Below are 18,766 nucleotides of genomic sequence, written 5' to 3'. Positions count from 1 at the left end.
GTCCCCTCACGCTCTTGGAAAGTGCTCTTTATACACGTCTGCCAAACGTTGTTTGCTAATATGTGTATAAATTTGTGTGGTTGAAATATCTGCATGTCCCAACAATTCCTGAACAATACGTAAATCAGCTCCATTTTCTAATAAATGAGTGGCAAAACTATGACGTAACGTGTGTGGTGTTACATCTTTAGTAATACCTGCCTGACTCACGTAGACTTTTAAATTCTTCCAAATACCTTGTCTGGAAAAACCTTTCCCTTGATAATTTAAAAATAAAAAATCATTTGAAAGATCTGTTTTATTTTTAATTGACAGCTCAGGTCTAGATTCCTCTAAATACCTATTAATCCAATGAATTGCTTGATCCCCTAAAGGAACAATTCGCTCTTTATCCCCTTTTCCTAACGTTTTTAACAACCCGATAGATAAATGCAAATCACTCAATGTTAATGTAATCAACTCTGTTACACGAAGCCCAGTCGCATACATCACTTCTAAAATTGCTCTGTCTCTTATGCCTAATACCGTTGTCGTATCAGGGGATTCTATAATTTTTTCGACTTCTTCTATGGATAATGTTTTAGGCAACGTTTGTCTTTTTTTCGGCGTATCAATATATTGCATAGGATCTGATTCAGTGTAGCGTTCTTGACGAAGAAATTGATGAAATTTTCTCAAACTTGAAACCATGCGAATGATTGTCGTAGATGACTTTCCAGACTCTTTTAAATAAGTCAAAAAATCCATAATCACAAACCGATCAACCTCATCTATTGAAGAAATATTTTTTTCAATTAAGTATGCTTGATACTGGTTTAAATCCCGTTGATAACTCACAATGGTATTTTGTGACAAGCCACGTTCAATTTTTAAAAAATATAAATAGTCTTCAATGTATGTTTTCATAACGAGCCTCCAGTCAATAGTAATTATTTTAACAGTTTTTAATGGCAAATACTATCTTTAAAATATCATGCAAATTTTTTTATTTTACATAGACATTTCAATCGTTAAATTATACAATAAACATATTGGTCAAATGGAAGGAGGATCAGAGGTGTTTCCAAAGAAAGAAACATATAAAAACATTGAACTATTAGATTTTTTAAACATAAATAGTCAAAATTATACAGATGAATTTGAACTTATTTATCAACATAAAAAAACATACTTTTATCTGTCATTAATTTTTGTCATACCTGTTTCTCTCATTCTCACAATATTTGTTATGGTTGACTTCCCATTTCCTTGGTGGTCTGCTCCGATATTCCTAATCCTTTTTTCTATTATGGGATTTTTCTTTATATCAATGCCTATCTACCAATCATTTATAAAAGAATGTCAAGAGGCAGAAAAATACGTTGGTCAAAAAGTTGATGAACATTTATCTGAACTTGCTAAACAAGAATTTTTCAGTAAAGACGCTAAGGTAAAACGTTTATTAAATCAAGAGTTTGAACTTATTGCGTTAACAAGTGCCACAAGAGATGATCTCAATATCATCTTAGAAAACCAATCGCTTACTACAGCAACCTGCCCAATCATCAACAAAAACAATCCAGAATACAAACAATCTAAACGAATTTTCTATGAAAAAAGGCCATTAAATCCTGTTATTATGGTGAAACTTAATCTAATAAACAGAACAACCAAAAAACTAACAAAACAAATTATTTTACCAATAGAGTTTGAGTTAGTCAGAGGATTGGTCAGTGAGCAAATTATTTTTTTTGAAAAAGAAAATTACCTAGTTAACCCATCGATTCATATTGATGCTGACAATTTTAAATTTCTCTATGTTCCTAATAGAGAGGATTTTTTAAGAAGGGAGCATCCGCCACTTTATATAGAATAAAAAAAACAAGTGATCTATTTATTAGAATCACTTGTTTTTTTTTGGCAAGCCTGACAGATACCATGAAAGGTTAGGCGATGATCTGTTACTTTAAAAAAGTAACGATTTTCGACTATCTTTTCAACCTCACCTAATAAATCCTCTTCAATTTCATCGATATTTCCACATTCTAAACAAAGAAGATGATGATGAAAATGTTTGGCACCTTCTTTTCGCATATCATACCTTGCTAGACCATCATTAAAATTCACTTTATCTAAAATACTTAATTCTGTCAACATTTCAAGCGTACGGTAAACAGTCGCTAAACCAATATCAGGTGTTTTTAATTTCACGAGCATATAGATTTCTTCAGCCGATAAATGATCTTTCTCATTTTCTAACAACACTTGTACTGTGGCTTCACGTTGTGGTGTTAGTTTATAGTTTGCTTCATACAATTGATCTTTTATCCGTTGTAACGCAAGGCTTTGCTGTTCCATAGTAGCTTGCACATCCTTATTTATAATTATTATCATTTAAAAACCAAATGACCTTATATAGATTATAATTTATCTAATGTACAAAATCAACCTATTCTCAATTAGATGTTTCATCTTTTATTAGGTATGTCTTACCATCTTTTTGAGTAATTCTTTTTTCTTTCATCAATGAGCCTAACGCTCGTTTAAATTGACCTTTACTGATAGCAAAAGTTTGTTTGATTTCCTCTGGTGTTGATTTATCACTAAATGGAATCATGCCATCTTTAGAACGTTCTAAAAATGTTAAAATCATTTGTGCATCATCAGAAATAACTTCATACGCTCTTGGTTTTAAAGACATATTTAGCATGCCATCTGGACGAACACCAATCACTCGGCCTTCAACAATTTGTCCAAGTCTAGGTTCTTCGTATCTCTCAGATGGATGAATAAAGGCCACATAATGGTCATCTGTCAAGACAAACGTTCCCACCATTTTTAAGCGATACACCACCCCCGTAATATTTTTATTTTTCATTGTTTCTTCATCCGCTGCTTTTGACATAGCTAAAAATGTCATATCATCTGCTAAATTAGCCCAAAGTCTTGCTTTTTCATCAACTGATAATCTCACTAATAATTTATCGCCTTTTTTAGGCCATAATGGTTTCATCTCTGGTAATTCATCAAGCGACACCACGACTTCTTTATCTGGCAATCCAATATCAACAAACACGCCTAAGTCACGTCTTGAATCAACTACTTCAGCAAATCCAAATTTATGTTGTTGAATATCTGGAATATTAGTCGTAAAAATTCGATCATGTTTTTGATTTTCATATCCAAACCCTTCTACTATGTCTCCTATTTTAAACTCGCCTTCAGATTTATTTAAATGAAATGTCACACCATTTTTTTGCACAAAAAACAACTGATCGTTTTCATCAATAATTAATCCGCTCCACACACTACCTATTAATTCTTTCATGTATTCTGTTCATCCTTTCGTTGTTCTCACATTATATCATAATTTATTCATTAGTTTATTAAAAATTCCAATCAAACTTTTTCTTCAATCGATTTAATCTGTTTATTAATACTGTAATAGAGTAAATAATCCCTACCATGAGCTATTTGATTTCATCATATGTTATAACGTACATAACAAAAGAGATAACTGAGTCACTGCTCAATTATCTCTTATTTTTCTGGTAATTCTTTTTTCCACATTAATGATAAAAAACTAGTTATTAATAAAACAATTGCTGACACATAATATGGATAAAAATGATTGATATCAAATAACATCCCTGAAGCCATTGGTCCTAATATATTTCCAAAACTGGTAAAGGTTGAATTTAATCCATTCACTGTCCCTTGTCTATCTCCTGCATGTTTAGATAGGTACGTTGTAATACCTGGTCGCAATAAATCAAACGCTAAAAACACAACAAAAGTTGATAATACAACAACCCATTTACTATCGGTGAAAGCTATAACACCAACGAATATAGCGCTCGCAAAAAATGACACTCGAATTAATCCGACCTCACCAATTTTCTTGATAATGCCATCAAAGAAAACGACCTGACAAATTAAGGCTAATACCCCACTAACTGTAATAATCGCAGCAATTTCTGATGTACTAAAATTAAAATTGATTGTTGCCATAATACTATAGATGGACTCAAATGATTGTAAACCAAATGATGAAATTAAAATCACGATGAACGGAAATGTAAAAATAGGATCTTTTAAAATATCCATAACAGAACCTTTTTCTGCAACTTGACCATGTACTAATTGCTTCTTAGGCTCTTTTAAAATTAACATTGTCATAATAAACCCGATAAAAGATAAGAGAGCTGCCGCAAAAAATGGCACTCGCATTCCAAAATGAGCTAGAAATCCACCAACCCCAGGACCAATAATAAATCCACCACTAATGGCGGCAGATACTAACCCCATAGCTTTTGGACGTTCTTCAAATGTTGTGACGTCTGCTACGTACGCGGTAACAGATGGCATGATTAGTGCCGCAGCAATCCCACCAAGTCCACGAGAGATATACAACCAACTAACAACTTGGCCTAAGCCAAAAATTAATTCAGATATTGCAAAGATTAACATGCCAGCTGCAATGATTAATTTTCGACCGACTTTATCTGATAAACTACCCGCAATAGGTGACACAATTAACTGTAGAACAGCAAAAACAGAAATCATCAATCCCATTGTTGAGCCAGATAAATGCATATCTTCTTTTAACATTGGCATAACCGGAATAACTAAGCCAGCTCCTAAAAACACTAAAAATAGATTGGAAATGGCTAAATACATCATATTTTTTTTATTTGTCATATGTTTTCTCCCTTCTAAAAGTCTAATCTAAACCATTCTACACACCACTAAAAAAAAAAGCCATAGTTATTTAAAATATTTTTTTAACCCGCTTTTTATACACGTAGACAAATAAAGAGCAGGAGCTAACCACTCCCACTCTTATTGTGTCAAACACTCATCATTTACTCATTAAATAGTTGTTTCGCCTGCATAGATAAATCCTTGGCGTGAATCAACTGTTAACACAGTACCACTTGAGATAAGTGATGTTGCATTTTCAACTCCAACAACAACTGGAATATTTTCCGCAATTGCCACAACCGCTGCATGGCTTGTTAATCCACCTTCTTCAACAACAAGAGCTGAAGCTTTTTTAATTGCTGGCATATACTCTTTATCGGTTGTTTTTACAACTAAGATTGCATCTTCTTCCATAGCATCATTTGCTTCTTGAGCTGAAGTTGCTACAACTGCTTTAGCAGAAACGGCTGTGTCGCCAATTCCTTGTCCATCACATAATTTAGAACCAATTAACTGAATTTTCATTAAGTTAGTTGTTCCTTTTTCACCAATAGGCGCACCAGCAGTAATGATAATCAACTCTCCTTCTTTAGAGAATCCAGTTTCTTTAGCAATTTTAGTTGCTAAACTAAACATCTCATCAGTTGAATCTGGTTTAGTTGTAACAGTTGGGAATACGCCCCAGTTTAATGCTAAACTTCTGGCCACACGGTCAGTAAATGTTGCGGCTACAATATGAGCTTTTGGACGATATTTAGAAATCATACGTGCAGTATGTCCAGATTGAGTTGCCGCTACAATTGTTTGGATATCTAAGTTTTTCGCTGTATGTCCAACTGCTTGACCAATTGATTCAGTCATATCAGTTTTTTTATGTAATTTAAGAGCATAAGCATCACGATCTGTTAAATCAGCTTCTGTACGTACTGCAATATTTCTCATTGTTTTAACTGCTTCAATTGGGTATTCCCCAGCAGCTGTTTCACCAGATAACATAACAGCGTCAGTTCCATCATAAATTGCATTCGCCACATCACTTGCTTCTGCACGTGTTGGACGAGGATTTTTTTGCATAGAGTCTAACATTTGTGTTGCTGTAACAACTGGTTTACCTAAAGCATTACATTTTCTAATCATTTCTTTTTGTACAACTGGTACATTTTCAGTTGGAATTTCAACACCCATGTCACCACGTGCAACCATTAAACCACTAGATACTTTTAAGATATCATCTAAGTTATCAATACCTTCTTGGTTTTCGATTTTAGAAATAATTTGAATATGTGTCGCATTTTCTTGTTCTAAGATTTCAGTAATTTCTAATACGTCACTTGGGCGACGAACGAAACTTGCTGCGATGAAGTCAACATCGTTTTCAATACCGAAACGAATATCAGCCGCATCTTTTTCAGTGATACCAGGTAAGTTAATACTTACATTTGGTACGTTAACACCTTTTTTATTTTTCAATACACCTTCGTTTAATACTTTTGTGACGATTTCTTTGTTAACTAAATCAATTTCGATTACTTCTAAGTCAATTAATCCATCATCTAAAAGGATGTGGCTTCCTACATGAACATCATCAATTAAACCTGGATATGTAATTGAGAATTTTTCTTTTGTTCCTTCCACTTCGCTCATTGCAATACGAACAATATCCCCAGTAGTTAATTCAACAATGCCATCTTTCATATTATGCGTACGAATTTCTGGACCTTTTGTATCTAGTAAAATTGCAATTGTTTTACCAGTAATTTTTGCTGCTTCACGAATGTTTTTAATACGTGCTCCATGTTCTTCAAAGTCTCCATGTGAGAAGTTTAAACGAGCAACGTTCATCCCTGAGTTCATTAATTCAACTAATGTGTCTACAGATTCACTTGCTGGACCGATTGTACAAACAATTTTTGTTTTTTTCATGTAAAAAACGCTCCTTAGTATTTTTTATTTGTATTAGAAAGAGATTTGATGATTTAGATCATACAAACTCAAATCTGGCTGATGTTTCTTTTGTTCTAATGTTTCAATGATATCATTTGCTACAACTTCATTGTTTACAGAACCAATACATAATCCACCTTGACCATTTTTTAGTAAGTCAACCGCAAATCCACCGAATTTACTTGCTAAAACACGATCACGTGCTGATGGAGATCCTCCACGAACAACATGTCCCAACACCGAAACACGTGCATGAAAATCACCATACTCTGCTAATTGATCAGCGAATTTATGACCAGACATCACACCTTCAGCTAAAACAATTAAACAATGTTTTTTACCGCGGTCACGACCTTCACGAATTTTTTTAGCAACTTGTGCCATATCAAAATCATGTTCTGGGATAATGATATCATCTGCTCCACCGGCAACTCCTGCCCATAAAGCGATATCGCCAGCATCACGTCCCATTACTTCAATAATAAATGTACGTACGTGAGATGTTGCAGTATCACGGATTTTATCCATTGCATCTAATACTGTATTAATTGCTGTATCAAATCCAATAGTGTAATCAGTCATTGGAATATCGTTGTCAATTGTTCCTGGAATACCAACAGCTGGGAATCCACGTTTTGTTAATGCTAACGCACCATGATAACTACCGTCACCACCGATAACAACTAAACCTTCGATACCGAATTTGTTGAGTTGTTCAATTCCTTTAAGTTGTCCTTCTTCTGTTGCAAACTCTGGGTAACGTGCTGAATACAACACAGTTCCTCCACGTTGGATGATATCCCCCACATCTGGAACATCTAATTTACGAATATCACCAGCGACTAAACCAGCAAATCCATAGTTTATACCATAAACTTCCATACCTTCATGAATAGCTTTACGTGTTACCGCACGAATAGCTGCATTCATACCAGGTGCATCTCCACCACTCGTCAAAATAGCGATGCGTTTCATAGTCATAACCACCTTTACTAAGTTGTACTTACTTTTGTATTTTTTATTATGTAAAAAATACTTAAATCCAAAGACTATTCTACCATTATTTTTATGAAATGTCTTCGCCTATCCTGTAAAAATTGAAAAAAAATTGAAAATACATTTTTTCTTCTAATGTTTTTTTAAGAAACAGGTTACTTAAATATGATCATTCCTTCACCTAATAAAGAATGGACTTCTTTCATTAAGTCTGGTGTATTATTTACCCAATATGCTTGGTTTAGCAAGGTGTTTTTCCCTTTATGACGAAATACTAAAATAACAGGATTTTCACCATGATGTGATAATAACACACTTTGTAAATCTGCTAACAATTGGTTTTTGTCATTTTCAGGTGTTATATTTATGAAACATTTCATAATGCCTTCCATATCCTTAGCTAATTCAACTGTATTGGCTATAATTTGCCATTCTTGATTATACTTACTTTTTTCTACCTTACCACGAACAACATACACCTCATGTTCACTAAGGATAGATTGTACACTTCGATAAATAGCCGGAAACAATGTAACAGATAATTTTCCAGTTTGATCAGTTCCTTCTAAAAATGCCATGGATTCACCTTTTTTGGTACGTATCTTTTTAATACTAGATGAATAAAGTAATACTGTCACTTCTTGATTTGCCAACAAATCTTTAGCTTTTACTATAGGAAGATTAACTAATTTACTTGTATAAAAATCAACCGGATGAGCAGACACATAGGTACCTAAATAGTCAACTTCTTGCTCTAATTTTTCTTCCACAGTAAAATCTTCACATATTTCCTTCTTCAAGGTTAACACATCTAATAAATCTGCGCTACCACCACTGTATTCAATATTTTGTATCATACTATCTAGGTCAATCATTAATTGTTTACGATTTTGATGTAATCTGTCAAATGCCCCAATATAGATTAATGGTAAAATATTCGCTTTCTTTAACCACTTGCCATTCAAACGCATTAAAAAATTTTCTAATGATTTAAACGGGCCATCTTCTTTTCTGACTGTCAACATGTGTTGAATGAAATCTTTACGAATCCCTTTAACTGAAGAAAAACCATAGATGATTGACCCTTTATAAAAGGTAAAACTGTATTCACTTTTATTAATATCTGGAGGAATAATGATTAAACCAGCCTCTTTTGCTTCTACGATGTATTCAGTCATTTTTGCTGGATTATTTTTTACTGAGTGCAAAATAGCTTGGAAAAATGCGGTTGGGTAATGCACTTTTAAATAAGCCATCTGATAGGCAATAACTGAATAAACTACCGCATGGGACCGATTAAACCCATAATTAGCAAAACGTTCAATGTAATCGTACACTTGCATTGCGACGTCTTTTGTATAGCCTTGTCCCACTGCCCCACTGACAAAATGCTCTCGCTCAGTATCAAGTACGTCTTTACTCTTTTTACTAATCGCTCGGCGTAGAATGTCTGCCTCTCCCAAACTAAATCCTGCCATTTTTGAAGCTACTTGCATCACCTGTTCTTGGTAAACAATCACGCCATATGTATAGCCTAATATGTCTTTCAAGCTATCATGTGGGTAATGAATTGCTTCAATACCTTTTTTTCTCTTAACAAACGTCTCAATGTTTTCCATTGGTCCAGGACGATAGAGGGCATTCACTGACGCGATATCTTCAATAGATGTCGGTCCTAATTTACGCAGGACATTCTTAATTCCTTTTGATTCAAATTGAAACACACCAACAGTATTTCCTTGTCTAAATAGTTCCAACGTTTTGTCATCGTCTAAAGGGATATCTTCTAAAGACAAGGGCCTACCTGTCTGATATTCGATAGATGACAAGGCGTTTCCAATAATAGATAAATTTCTCAATCCTAGAAAATCCATTTTTAATAAACCAATTTCTTCTACTTCTCCCATAGCAAATTGCGTTAATGGAATACCATTGTTTCCTTCTTGTAATGGAATTAAGTTTGTTAAATCTTGATCACTAATCACGACTCCTGCCGCATGAGTCGATACATGCCTAGGTAACCCTTCAATCCGTTTTGCCGTATCAAATAATAATTTGTTTTTGTAGGAATACCCTACTAATTCGCGTAACGTCTTTGATTTATCATATGCTTCACTTAATGTAATCTTCAAATCTTTTGGAATAGCATTTGCCCATTTGTTCGCTTCATTTTGTGACAAACCAAAAACTCGACTCACATCTCTAACAGCCATTTTTGCTGCTAAAGTACCAAACGTAGCGATTTGCGCAACACGGTTTTTACCGTATTTATGATTAACATATTGAAGTAATTCTTCCCGTCTATTATCAGGTATGTCCATATCAATGTCAGGCATGGTGTAACGTTCTTTGTTTAAAAATCGTTCGAATAATAACTGATACTGAATCGGATCAACATTGGTTATTTGTAATACATAAGACACAAGAGATCCTGCAGCTGATCCACGACAGGCAGTCACGATATGATGATCTCTAGCATATTTCATCACGTCCCACACAATTAAAAAATAATCATCGTATCCCATCTCATGAATGACGTCTAACTCCATATTCAAACGTGCTTGATACGTTTCATTCACTTGACCATTTAAGCGACATGATAACCCCTCTTGGCATAATCTACGTAAATAGGTATCAGCCTTTTCATTATTTGGAACTGGAAAACTTGGCAATAATTTCTGTTGTAGTGGGATCTGTAAATCAATGGATGACACAATCGTTTCAATATTTGACAAAGCCTCATCTAAATTTTTTTCATGATACCATTTAGTAAAATCTGTTGCTTGAGGTAAATAATAATCACCAGATAATTGTTCAAAATCAAGCGATATCAGCTCTCCACTGTCAATGTGTTCTAACACTGCGACAGAGAAATCATCACTAGGATTTAAATACCGAACATCTTGTAAAGCAACTGGCGGTAGATTATATTTTTTATAATAATAACCCCAAAAATCTCGTTCTTCCTCCTTCAATCGCGAAACATTTATACCACCATAAACATCACAGTGCTTTAATAGTTCTAGTAATTCTATGGTTCTTTTCTCCATTTGCTCACTACTTGTCGCTTGTTGCAATTGATATAACTCATTCTTTTGCCAAGGTAGAATAGCAATCAAGTCATTTAAATCATGAAATGCATCCCTTAACGAAAAGGATTCTCGCCTTTCAGTCATCGACTTTTTTGTTGCAATTTTCATTAAATGATGATATCCAGACAGATTTTTAGCTAGAAGTATGATCTCTGCTTCCGTTTCTTCTGTTGTTTTATAGGTTAACGTCATTCCAATAATAGGTTTGATGTGTTGTTTTAAACATTCTTGATAAAAAATAACGACACCATGAAGGGTATCAATATCTGTTATTGCTAAACTTGTATAGCCACGATTTTTAGCTTCATACACAAGTTCTTCAATGCGATTGGTACTAGATAATAATGAATACTCTGTTCTAACTTGTAACTGTCCCAAATTCATGAAACCCCTCCATTAATTTTCTTATTTTAGTATACCATAATAATCCGTTCCCTCTTTATAAACTAATCTAGGAATCCTTTACTTTTAAAGTAAAGATTGGTAAACTAATTCTTGAAAAGAGGTGCATTAAACATGGGAAGAATTGTTGTTTTTATCTGGGCAATTTTATTAGGACAAGTGGTTAGTTATATTGGTGGCGCACTTCATGGTGTGACTGATTATAACTTCACTGGAACTGTGATTGTATCTTTAATTGCTTGTGCCATTGTTATGCTTATTGGTGAAGTGGCAGCACCAAGCAATACAAAAAAATCTAAAAAATAAAAACATGTAGGAGAATTTTTCTCTTACATGTTTTTTATTTAACGCTTAAATTCATTAATCAACTCACGTATTGATAATTGATGCTTAAAATTAAAAAAACTAATTGTAATATTCATTAAAATCAATAAACTTGTTGCAATGAAGACCGAACGATAACCAAATCCATTAGCAACAAAGGAACCAACCATTGGTCCTGCAACTTGTCCCATACTGGTAAACATTTGGTTAAAACTAAAGATACGTCCAACTCCATTCATCGGTGTAATTTTACTAATTAAGGTATTCACAGACGGCATCAATGCACCTGTTGAAAAACCTAACAGAAAACGACATACCCCTAACTGAAAGGGCGACTGAACAAATGACATAGGAAAAATAAATAAAAATGATAAGATCAATCCACCTAACAAGACATATTGACTCCCAATTCTATCTCCTAATTTCCCTAAAAATGGTGCCGAGAAAAATTCAGATACACCTGCTACAGACACTATTAAACCACTAACGAACAAAATATTACCTGTCTTTCCACCAAGTTCTCTGACATATAGTGTTAAAATAGGACTGATACTTGTCATCCCTATTTGAATAATGGCAGTTGTAATAAATAAACCAATTAATACTTTAGGATGCTTAATGCTTTTAAAAACTTCTTTGGTAGATACCATGTCTTTTTTTTCAACTGGCTCAAAGTCTTCATGGATAAAAAAGATAGTTAATAAAGTCGTCATAAATAAAATACTTCCTGTTACTAAGAAAACATTTTTTATCCCCACTGTTTGTGCTAATAAGCCACCAAGTGATGGGCCAATCAAACTACCTGCTACAGCACCAGTAGCAAGAGTTCCCAAAGCCATACCATTTTTGTCCTTTGGTGCTTGGGAGGCAATCATTGCCGTAGCATTTGGAACATAACCAGATAATAAGCCATTACAAAACCTCATAAATAACAACCAAAAAACATTTGGAACAAACGCCAATGAGCCCATAGTAACGGTCATTCCTGCTGCAGCTCTTATCATCATTAACTTACGCCCTTTTCTATCTGCTAGACTCCCCCACAGTGGAGAAACCATTGCAGCCGATAACGCCGTTAAACTAATAGATAATCCTGCATAAAATTCCACTTTATTACTAGGTGCACCTAATTGTTCAATGTATATTGAAATAAATGGCATCACCAAACTATAACTTGCGCCTGTAAAGAAACAACCAATCCATGCAATATACATGTTTCGCTTCCAGTCAACTTTCATCGAAATTATATTCACCCTTTCATTTATGCATATACATTATACTCCAATGTTCTCTAAATGAAAGTACATCGTTCATTTATTATTTATTTTATCAAAAAAAATTTACTATTTAAACATAACTTAAATAATGATTAATTTATCCTATTTTTTATCTATCATATCAAGTTGAATAGATTGTATTGATTTCTCAATTTCTTTTAATTCTTTTTTTATTTTTTTCAGGTGATCCATTTTCATTTGTTGTTTGTATTGATCATACAATTTAGCTTCTGTTTTTGTCATGTCATTATAAAATTTTTTTCTTGTTAAAGCCATTTTTCTCATCACCTCACCCATATCATACGATACTCACTATAGTTAATCTATATAATAAACTCACATTTTATATTAAATATTGGTTAAAAAACCTCTAAAAATTATTAGAGGTTTTGTTTATTTTTAAATGTCTTAATAACAAAGAAACTACTGACAAGTAACAAAACAAATAGAGAAATTAATGCTACTTTCGATCCAGTACTTGTTCCTTGAATAAAATTGCTTTTTCCTGATTGGAATAACCCAACCACAATAGCCACAAATGAGGTTGAAATAGCCCCCATAAATTGTTGTAATGTACTAAAAACAGCATTCCCATCATCTTGTAAGTCTTCTTTTATAGAAGATAATCCAACTGTCATGACATTACTATAAGACAACCCAACACCAATCATAAAAGTGACATGAGATAAAATAATTAAGGCAATGTTTCCTGTTTGAATGACCATAATTAACATTAACCAACCTAAAATTGCAAATAATACTCCCACACCTATTGGCTTTTTAAAGCCTAATTTATCTAATATTTTTCCTGAAATCGGTGCAAATAACGCACCGACTAACGCACCTGGAAACATCATCATTCCCGCCTTAGATGCTGGAACCCCTTGAACGATTTGAATAAAGTTTGGTAAAACAAACGATACACCGAGTAACAGAATTTGATAAACCAAAAATGACATCAAATAAATAGTGAACCGTGCATTTTTAAAGACAACTAAATTAAGCAATGTTTTTTGTTTATTTGTTTTATAGAATAACCATGCACTAATTAATCCAACCACTAATGCTACCCATCCTAATGGTTGTTCTAAATAACTAAAGAACATCAATAATCCAGTAAACATCACAGATAAATAAAGAACGGCTTTAGCATTAATTGAATCACTCACTGATGTGTCTTCTTCTGGAATAGCATATAAACCAACCAATGTAGATACAATTAAAACCGGGATCAACAACTTATAAATATAAGTCCAATCTAGCGTTGTTGTTAGGACTCCACCATATGTGGGTCCCATCGCTGGGGCAATTGATGTTGTTAAATTACCAATTCCTATCATCATTCCTCTTTTTTCCATTGGAACTTTTGTTAAAATGATATTAAACATTAATGGCAATGCAATCCCTGTGGCAATCCCTTGAAGTACTCGCCCAACAAGTAGCGTGATAAACCCACCAGCAAAAGCATCAACCACAACACCAACTAAAAATAATATACTTGAAACCGTAAACAACTTACGACGACTGATATTTTTAATTAAATAAGATGATAGTGGTACAACGATTGAGATCATCAACAGATAAATGGTTGTCACCCATTGTACTTGTGATGTTGAAATACTAAAATCTTCCATTAACGTTGGAAACGTCACGTTCATTGCTGTTTCAATTAACACTCCCGAAAAAGCCATCATACCAGTTGCTAGAACAGCTAAATTAACATGAAATTTCTTTTCTGACATAAAAATTCCCTCCATTTTTCCATAAAAAAAGCGAAACTTATCCTTAAAGATAAATTTCGCCTCTCTATCGACACAAGTTAACCTTGTGTTATCTGTACGATTTATTCCGTTATCAGTTTAAAAAAAAAAACGTCACTTGTCAACTAATAAAAGTAAAATAAACTTAAAATGAATTGACAATAAAATCAAATACACCTTTTTCTTTATCATTTACATTATATGAAAAATCTGGATGCCACTGTACACCTAGTATTTTATGATTATCGGAAGATGATTCGATTGATTCTACCACACCATCTTCGCTGACTGCTGTTATTTTCAAATCATTGCCAATTTTGTTGATACTTTGAAAATGAAACGAATTAACTGTGGCTTTTGCACCATAAATGGGTGTTAAAACACTATCCTTCTCAAAGAAGATATCATGTGTAGCAATCCATCGTTCAATAGGGGCTTGCATATGGCGGATTGGTTCTGGTTGACGCAAACTTAAATCTTGATGCAAAGTTCCGCCTAAGTAGACATTCAATAACTGCATGCCACGGCACACACCAAAAATAGGTTTTTTCTGCTTAATCGCTTCTTCTATAAGAGCTATTTCAAATAAATCTCTTTCTAATAAAGAAAAGGCCTCACTCGATTGATTAGAGGAATAAAGCGATGGTGAGACATTTTGTCCTCCAGTCAAAATTAATTTATCAACCAAATCAATATAAGTTTTAGCTTCTTTAGGTTGACTAATTGGTAAAACAAGGGGAGTTCCTCCGACCTCTTGAACTGCACGAACATAGCCGGCCGGTAAATACGAAATTGGTAAATGATGCAATGTTTCTCCTGCATCAACCACTTCATTAGCTGAAATCCCTATAATCTTTTTCATAATATTCCCCCATTTATGTGTATTTCTGTTATTTTAGGGAATTTAATGGACATTGTCAATTAAAATTGTTTTGACTATAGATTGGTGTGAAAGATTCCAAGTCTTGTGGCAAAATAGTTTCATCAATTTTTGTCACAATTTTTTTCTTTTTAACACTATAATAAAAGTACTCATCATTAGAATCTAACTTAATCACTCCAACATAACGACCTTTTATATTATAAATAGCCAAAGGTAAGTCATCGAGTGATTTTTTATCTAAACCGTATTCCTCTTTCACTTCTTTTTTCTTCTCATCATCATATGAATCTATTTTACTAGTTAAGGCACTTTTAACTTCACCATATAATGCTTTATCTCCTGTTGCTTTATGACCACATCCTGCTAAAAGAAATAACCCAAATAACACAATCATTAAATAATATTTTTTCATAATTACATCCAATAATGAACATTTTATTAAATCATAACACAAAATCGATTAAGCAAAAAGATATCGTTTTATTTTATTAAAATAATGACTAAAGTTTAGCTATTTATAACATATTGATTAAATAAGTCAGTGAGCTATAATAAATGGTGGAATTAAAAAGGAAAAAGTTTAGTATATTGGAGGACAAAAAGATCAAAGAACAAATTATCAAAAAAATTAGCCAAATTTAATTTTGAAAAAGATTGGAGGCCGACAATTTTAAATTCATTTTTATTTTCTCCTATGCTTACATTCAAAATAACTTGAACATTGTATTTTTTAACGATTCACTACTATTTTAATGATAACATTTTCCATTTTTTAAATGAGTAATATTTCTATTTAAATAAAAAAGAAGAAAGTCCAGCTCTTAAACATTCTGTTAAAACAAATCCTACTTTCAAAACTTTTCAAACAAACCGTATTCAAAACCATATTCACTCGATAAAATTAAGCATAAAAAATAGCTAGAACCCTTACTACAAAAGGTTTCTAGCTCATAATTCAAAAAATTATTTTGTTTCACGGTGTAACGTCACTTTACGTTCACGTGGACAATATTTTTTAACTTCTAAACGTTCAGGATTGTTACGTTTGTTTTTGTTTGAAAGATAATTTCTTTCTTTACATTCTGTACATTCTAAAGTAATATTTACGCGCATTATGTTTCCCTCCGAAATAAATTAGATATTCAAGTATCACACTTGACACTTGAATATCATATCATGTTTTATTTAAAATTTCTAGTCTTTTTCACAAATTCGTTAAGGATTTCTCCTTTACAGTTTTAAATACATAAAATTCACTTATTGTTTATTATACTCTTCATTATAGGCATTTATGACTTCTTTTAATATCAAACGATTAGTTGCCATGTTATCATCACTAATTTGGGGAATCATCACACTAACCGCCACTTTTGGATCATTATAAGGTGCGTAACCCACAATCGTACTATTTATAACGGATACTGCTTGATTTGTTTTCGGATCAACTGCAAATGTTTCAGCTGTCCCTGTTTTTGCTGCAATTGGAAGACTCGCTCCTTGTAGTTCATTCCCAGTTCCCATTGATCCATTGACAACTTGATACATTCCTTCTTGAATAATATCAAATTCCTCTTCTCTACCTTCAATTTTACTCATTACTTTTGGTTGAATCAATTCTTTCTCTTTTCCCAATTCACCATTCTCACTATTACCATAAATTCCTTTTACTACATGAGGCGCGTATCGTGTTCCACCATTAGCGACTGTTGACACATATTGTGCCAATTGAATAGGTGTATATGCTTCATAGTTACCAAAAGATAAATCCAATGCACTGGCCATAATACCAGGAATATACTTCCCATCTTTATCTTTATAATTTTTATTCAACACACCCACAGATTCTTGGGGAATATCGATCCCTGTTTTTGTTCCTAAACCAAATTCTTCGTAGGTTTTTCGTAATTTATCAAAAATACTAGTATCGACAGGTAAAGACATCCCTGGTACGTACTCAACTCCCATCATACCTAATGCAATTTTCATCATATAGACATTCGAAGAGACTTCAAGTGCTTGTTGTGTTGTTAACGCAATAGATGAATACTGATTGAAAAGAGACGTTTTTCTCGTTCCATCACTAAAAACTAATGGTTCATCAATAAAGGTTTGATTGCCTTTAATGACCCCATTTTCATAACCAGCCATTACAGTAGCCGCCTTGATAGAAGAACCTGGCACAAAAGCTTTATTGATGGTTCCTAATGTATCATCTACCAATTCCCCAGTTTCTGGATCTTTACTAAGACCTACCATTGATAACACTTCACCATTGTTTGGATTAGTAACTACCACATATACTCCGGGAGAATACTGAGTTTTTCCTGCCTGTTGAAGTGATTCAAAGTGACGTTTAGCAATTTCTTCTACCTTATGTTGAAAATCAAGGTTAATTGTCAACATTAAATTATCGCCTTTTTCACTTGCTTTCATTTCTTTTTTCGACACAATTTTTTGATCTTTATCAGTCACAACTTCGGCTTGCCCTTTTTTACCTTTTAACGTGTCTTCATATGATTTTTCAAGATAACTTAACCCTACACGATCATTTCGTTGATAGCCTTTTTTCAAATATTCATCAATCTCATCTTCAGGTAACCCTTGTTTCTCAGTTGATACCGTTCCAAGAATGGAACGAATTTGATCTTTTTCAGGATAGTCTCTCTCCCAATCTGTTCCAGCAGATAGTCCAGAAATAGCCGCTGTATTTTCCCCAACTTTTGCAATTTCTTCAGGTGTCACATTATCATTTTTTATTGTGACAGGTTCCAAGGCTGCCGCACCATTGATTCGTTTGAAAATAGAGGCTTCTTTCATTTCTTCTTGATTAAACTTAATCTCACTATCTTTCACCTTATCAACGGTTTTCGTATATAAATCACTATTAGACAACTCTTGCCCATTTGCGTTTACTTTGTCAGAAACAGTCAATCGTTTTTGTGCCTCAACTAGATTTTCTGGCTTAGATAACCAATAATCTTTTTTATCTCTATCCGTTAACTTATCTGGTTCGATATCAATTAATTTGACAATATCTTGACTCACTTTACGAATGTCATTTGCATTCATTCCTGCTGATCGAGTAAACAGAATTGCTTGTGTGGCTTTATTTCCAACTAAAACATTTCCTTTTGAATCATATATATACCCTCTAGGTGCTTTTTCTTCAATAATTTTCTTTTGACCATTTGAGACAATTGCTTTATATTTTTCTTGATTTTTAATTTGTAAATCAGATAATTTCACAATTAACATAGTGAATAATATAAACACAATAAAAAACAAAATATCTAGTCTGATGGGGACATGAGATTTCGTTTTTTTTCCTCGTTTGTTTTTACTGAATAAAAAATTCCCTTTATTTCTTTGGCTCATTGATTGATTCTCCTCATTAATGGTCGCATA

The 18,766-nt window shown here is 33.3% G+C and carries 16 protein-coding genes; 2 read left to right on the top strand and 14 right to left on the bottom strand.

Annotation, left to right across the window (positions count from 1 at the left end):
* Window positions 1-6: 6 nt before the first annotated feature.
* Window positions 7-906 carry a site-specific tyrosine recombinase XerD gene (xerD, locus tag MN581_RS00280; protein WP_241698909.1) on the bottom strand — a complete coding sequence of 300 codons (900 nt, stop codon included), beginning with the start codon at window positions 904-906 and terminating at the stop codon, window positions 7-9.
* Window positions 907-1,057: 151 nt separating this feature from the next.
* Here xerD and MN581_RS00275 point away from each other — a divergent pair, with 151 nt between their 5' ends.
* Window positions 1,058-1,855, top strand: coding sequence for a hypothetical protein (locus MN581_RS00275; protein ID WP_117972127.1), 798 nt, complete (start codon window positions 1,058-1,060; stop codon window positions 1,853-1,855).
* 14 nt (window positions 1,856-1,869) lie between these two features.
* Here the strand turns inward: MN581_RS00275 and MN581_RS00270 are convergent, their stop codons facing one another.
* The 6 genes from MN581_RS00270 to dnaE all read right to left on the bottom strand — a co-directional run bounded on the left by MN581_RS00270 (window position 1,870) and on the right by dnaE (window position 11,099).
* A complete protein-coding gene (locus MN581_RS00270) occupies window positions 1,870-2,337 on the bottom strand; it encodes a Fur family transcriptional regulator (protein WP_117972126.1) in 468 nt (155 codons plus the stop codon).
* 97 nt (window positions 2,338-2,434) lie between these two features.
* A complete protein-coding gene (locus MN581_RS00265) occupies window positions 2,435-3,307 on the bottom strand; it encodes a S1-like domain-containing RNA-binding protein (RefSeq protein WP_117972125.1) in 873 nt (290 codons plus the stop codon).
* Window positions 3,308-3,519: 212 nt separating this feature from the next.
* Window positions 3,520-4,680, bottom strand: coding sequence for an MFS transporter (locus MN581_RS00260; RefSeq protein ID WP_241698908.1), 1,161 nt, complete (start codon window positions 4,678-4,680; stop codon window positions 3,520-3,522).
* Window positions 4,681-4,851: 171 nt separating this feature from the next.
* Window positions 4,852-6,606 carry a pyruvate kinase gene (gene pyk, locus MN581_RS00255; protein WP_241698907.1) on the bottom strand — a complete coding sequence of 585 codons (1,755 nt, stop codon included), beginning with the start codon at window positions 6,604-6,606 and terminating at the stop codon, window positions 4,852-4,854.
* A gap of 33 nt (window positions 6,607-6,639) precedes the next feature.
* Window positions 6,640-7,602, bottom strand: a complete 963-nt coding sequence (gene pfkA, locus MN581_RS00250) for a 6-phosphofructokinase (protein WP_117972122.1) — start codon at window positions 7,600-7,602, stop codon at window positions 6,640-6,642.
* A 176-nt stretch (window positions 7,603-7,778) separates the two neighbouring features.
* Window positions 7,779-11,099: a DNA polymerase III subunit alpha gene (gene dnaE, locus MN581_RS00245; RefSeq protein WP_241698906.1), complete on the bottom strand. Its 3,321-nt coding sequence runs from the start codon at window positions 11,097-11,099 to the stop codon at window positions 7,779-7,781.
* 132 nt (window positions 11,100-11,231) lie between these two features.
* Between dnaE and MN581_RS00240 the strand changes: the two genes are divergently transcribed.
* Window positions 11,232-11,423 carry a YjzD family protein gene (locus MN581_RS00240; protein ID WP_117972120.1) on the top strand — a complete coding sequence of 64 codons (192 nt, stop codon included), beginning with the start codon at window positions 11,232-11,234 and terminating at the stop codon, window positions 11,421-11,423.
* A gap of 38 nt (window positions 11,424-11,461) precedes the next feature.
* Here the strand turns inward: MN581_RS00240 and MN581_RS00235 are convergent, their stop codons facing one another.
* The 7 genes from MN581_RS00235 to MN581_RS00205 form a co-directional block, all read right to left on the bottom strand.
* Window positions 11,462-12,679: a multidrug efflux MFS transporter gene (locus MN581_RS00235; protein ID WP_241698905.1), complete on the bottom strand. Its 1,218-nt coding sequence runs from the start codon at window positions 12,677-12,679 to the stop codon at window positions 11,462-11,464.
* 141 nt (window positions 12,680-12,820) lie between these two features.
* Window positions 12,821-12,994, bottom strand: a complete 174-nt coding sequence (locus MN581_RS00230) for a hypothetical protein (protein WP_158559330.1) — start codon at window positions 12,992-12,994, stop codon at window positions 12,821-12,823.
* A gap of 104 nt (window positions 12,995-13,098) precedes the next feature.
* Entirely contained in the window at window positions 13,099-14,460 is a 1,362-nt protein-coding gene (locus MN581_RS00225; RefSeq protein WP_241698904.1) for an MFS transporter, read from the bottom strand.
* 163 nt (window positions 14,461-14,623) lie between these two features.
* Window positions 14,624-15,343: a gamma-glutamyl-gamma-aminobutyrate hydrolase family protein gene (locus tag MN581_RS00220; protein ID WP_117972117.1), complete on the bottom strand. Its 720-nt coding sequence runs from the start codon at window positions 15,341-15,343 to the stop codon at window positions 14,624-14,626.
* Window positions 15,344-15,395: 52 nt separating this feature from the next.
* On the bottom strand, window positions 15,396-15,773 hold the full coding sequence (locus MN581_RS00215; RefSeq protein ID WP_117972116.1) for a hypothetical protein: 378 nt from the start codon (window positions 15,771-15,773) through the stop codon (window positions 15,396-15,398).
* Window positions 15,774-16,324: 551 nt separating this feature from the next.
* Window positions 16,325-16,474, bottom strand: coding sequence for a 50S ribosomal protein L33 (gene rpmG, locus MN581_RS00210; protein WP_071457069.1), 150 nt, complete (start codon window positions 16,472-16,474; stop codon window positions 16,325-16,327).
* 144 nt (window positions 16,475-16,618) lie between these two features.
* Complete coding sequence (locus tag MN581_RS00205; RefSeq protein ID WP_241698903.1) at window positions 16,619-18,736, bottom strand: penicillin-binding protein 2; 2,118 nt, start codon at window positions 18,734-18,736, stop codon at window positions 16,619-16,621.
* Window positions 18,737-18,766: the final 30 nt, after the last annotated feature.

This window comes from Vagococcus sp. CY53-2, from assembly GCF_022604695.1.
In the GTDB taxonomy this organism is placed as follows: Bacteria; Bacillota; Bacilli; order Lactobacillales; family Vagococcaceae; genus Vagococcus.
The sequence above is the reverse complement of the archived record's forward strand: the minus strand, read 5'-3'. Positions and strand labels throughout refer to the sequence as shown.

Coding starts and splice junctions, on each gene's coding strand:
- pyk (WP_241698907.1), bottom strand. CDS start 6,606: ATGAAAAAAACAAAAATTGTTTGTACAATCGGTCCAGCAAGTGAATCT.
- MN581_RS00240 (WP_117972120.1), top strand. CDS start 11,232: ATGGGAAGAATTGTTGTTTTTATCTGGGCAATTTTATTAGGACAAGTG.
- MN581_RS00260 (WP_241698908.1), bottom strand. CDS start 4,680: ATGACAAATAAAAAAAATATGATGTATTTAGCCATTTCCAATCTATTT.
- MN581_RS00230 (WP_158559330.1), bottom strand. CDS start 12,994: ATGGCTTTAACAAGAAAAAAATTTTATAATGACATGACAAAAACAGAA.
- MN581_RS00215 (WP_117972116.1), bottom strand. CDS start 15,773: ATGAAAAAATATTATTTAATGATTGTGTTATTTGGGTTATTTCTTTTA.
- pfkA (WP_117972122.1), bottom strand. CDS start 7,602: ATGAAACGCATCGCTATTTTGACGAGTGGTGGAGATGCACCTGGTATG.
- MN581_RS00235 (WP_241698905.1), bottom strand. CDS start 12,679: ATGAAAGTTGACTGGAAGCGAAACATGTATATTGCATGGATTGGTTGT.
- MN581_RS00205 (WP_241698903.1), bottom strand. CDS start 18,736: ATGAGCCAAAGAAATAAAGGGAATTTTTTATTCAGTAAAAACAAACGA.
- MN581_RS00265 (WP_117972125.1), bottom strand. CDS start 3,307: ATGAAAGAATTAATAGGTAGTGTGTGGAGCGGATTAATTATTGATGAA.
- dnaE (WP_241698906.1), bottom strand. CDS start 11,099: ATGAATTTGGGACAGTTACAAGTTAGAACAGAGTATTCATTATTATCT.
- MN581_RS00270 (WP_117972126.1), bottom strand. CDS start 2,337: ATGGAACAGCAAAGCCTTGCGTTACAACGGATAAAAGATCAATTGTAT.
- MN581_RS00225 (WP_241698904.1), bottom strand. CDS start 14,460: ATGTCAGAAAAGAAATTTCATGTTAATTTAGCTGTTCTAGCAACTGGT.
- rpmG (WP_071457069.1), bottom strand. CDS start 16,474: ATGCGCGTAAATATTACTTTAGAATGTACAGAATGTAAAGAAAGAAAT.
- xerD (WP_241698909.1), bottom strand. CDS start 906: ATGAAAACATACATTGAAGACTATTTATATTTTTTAAAAATTGAACGT.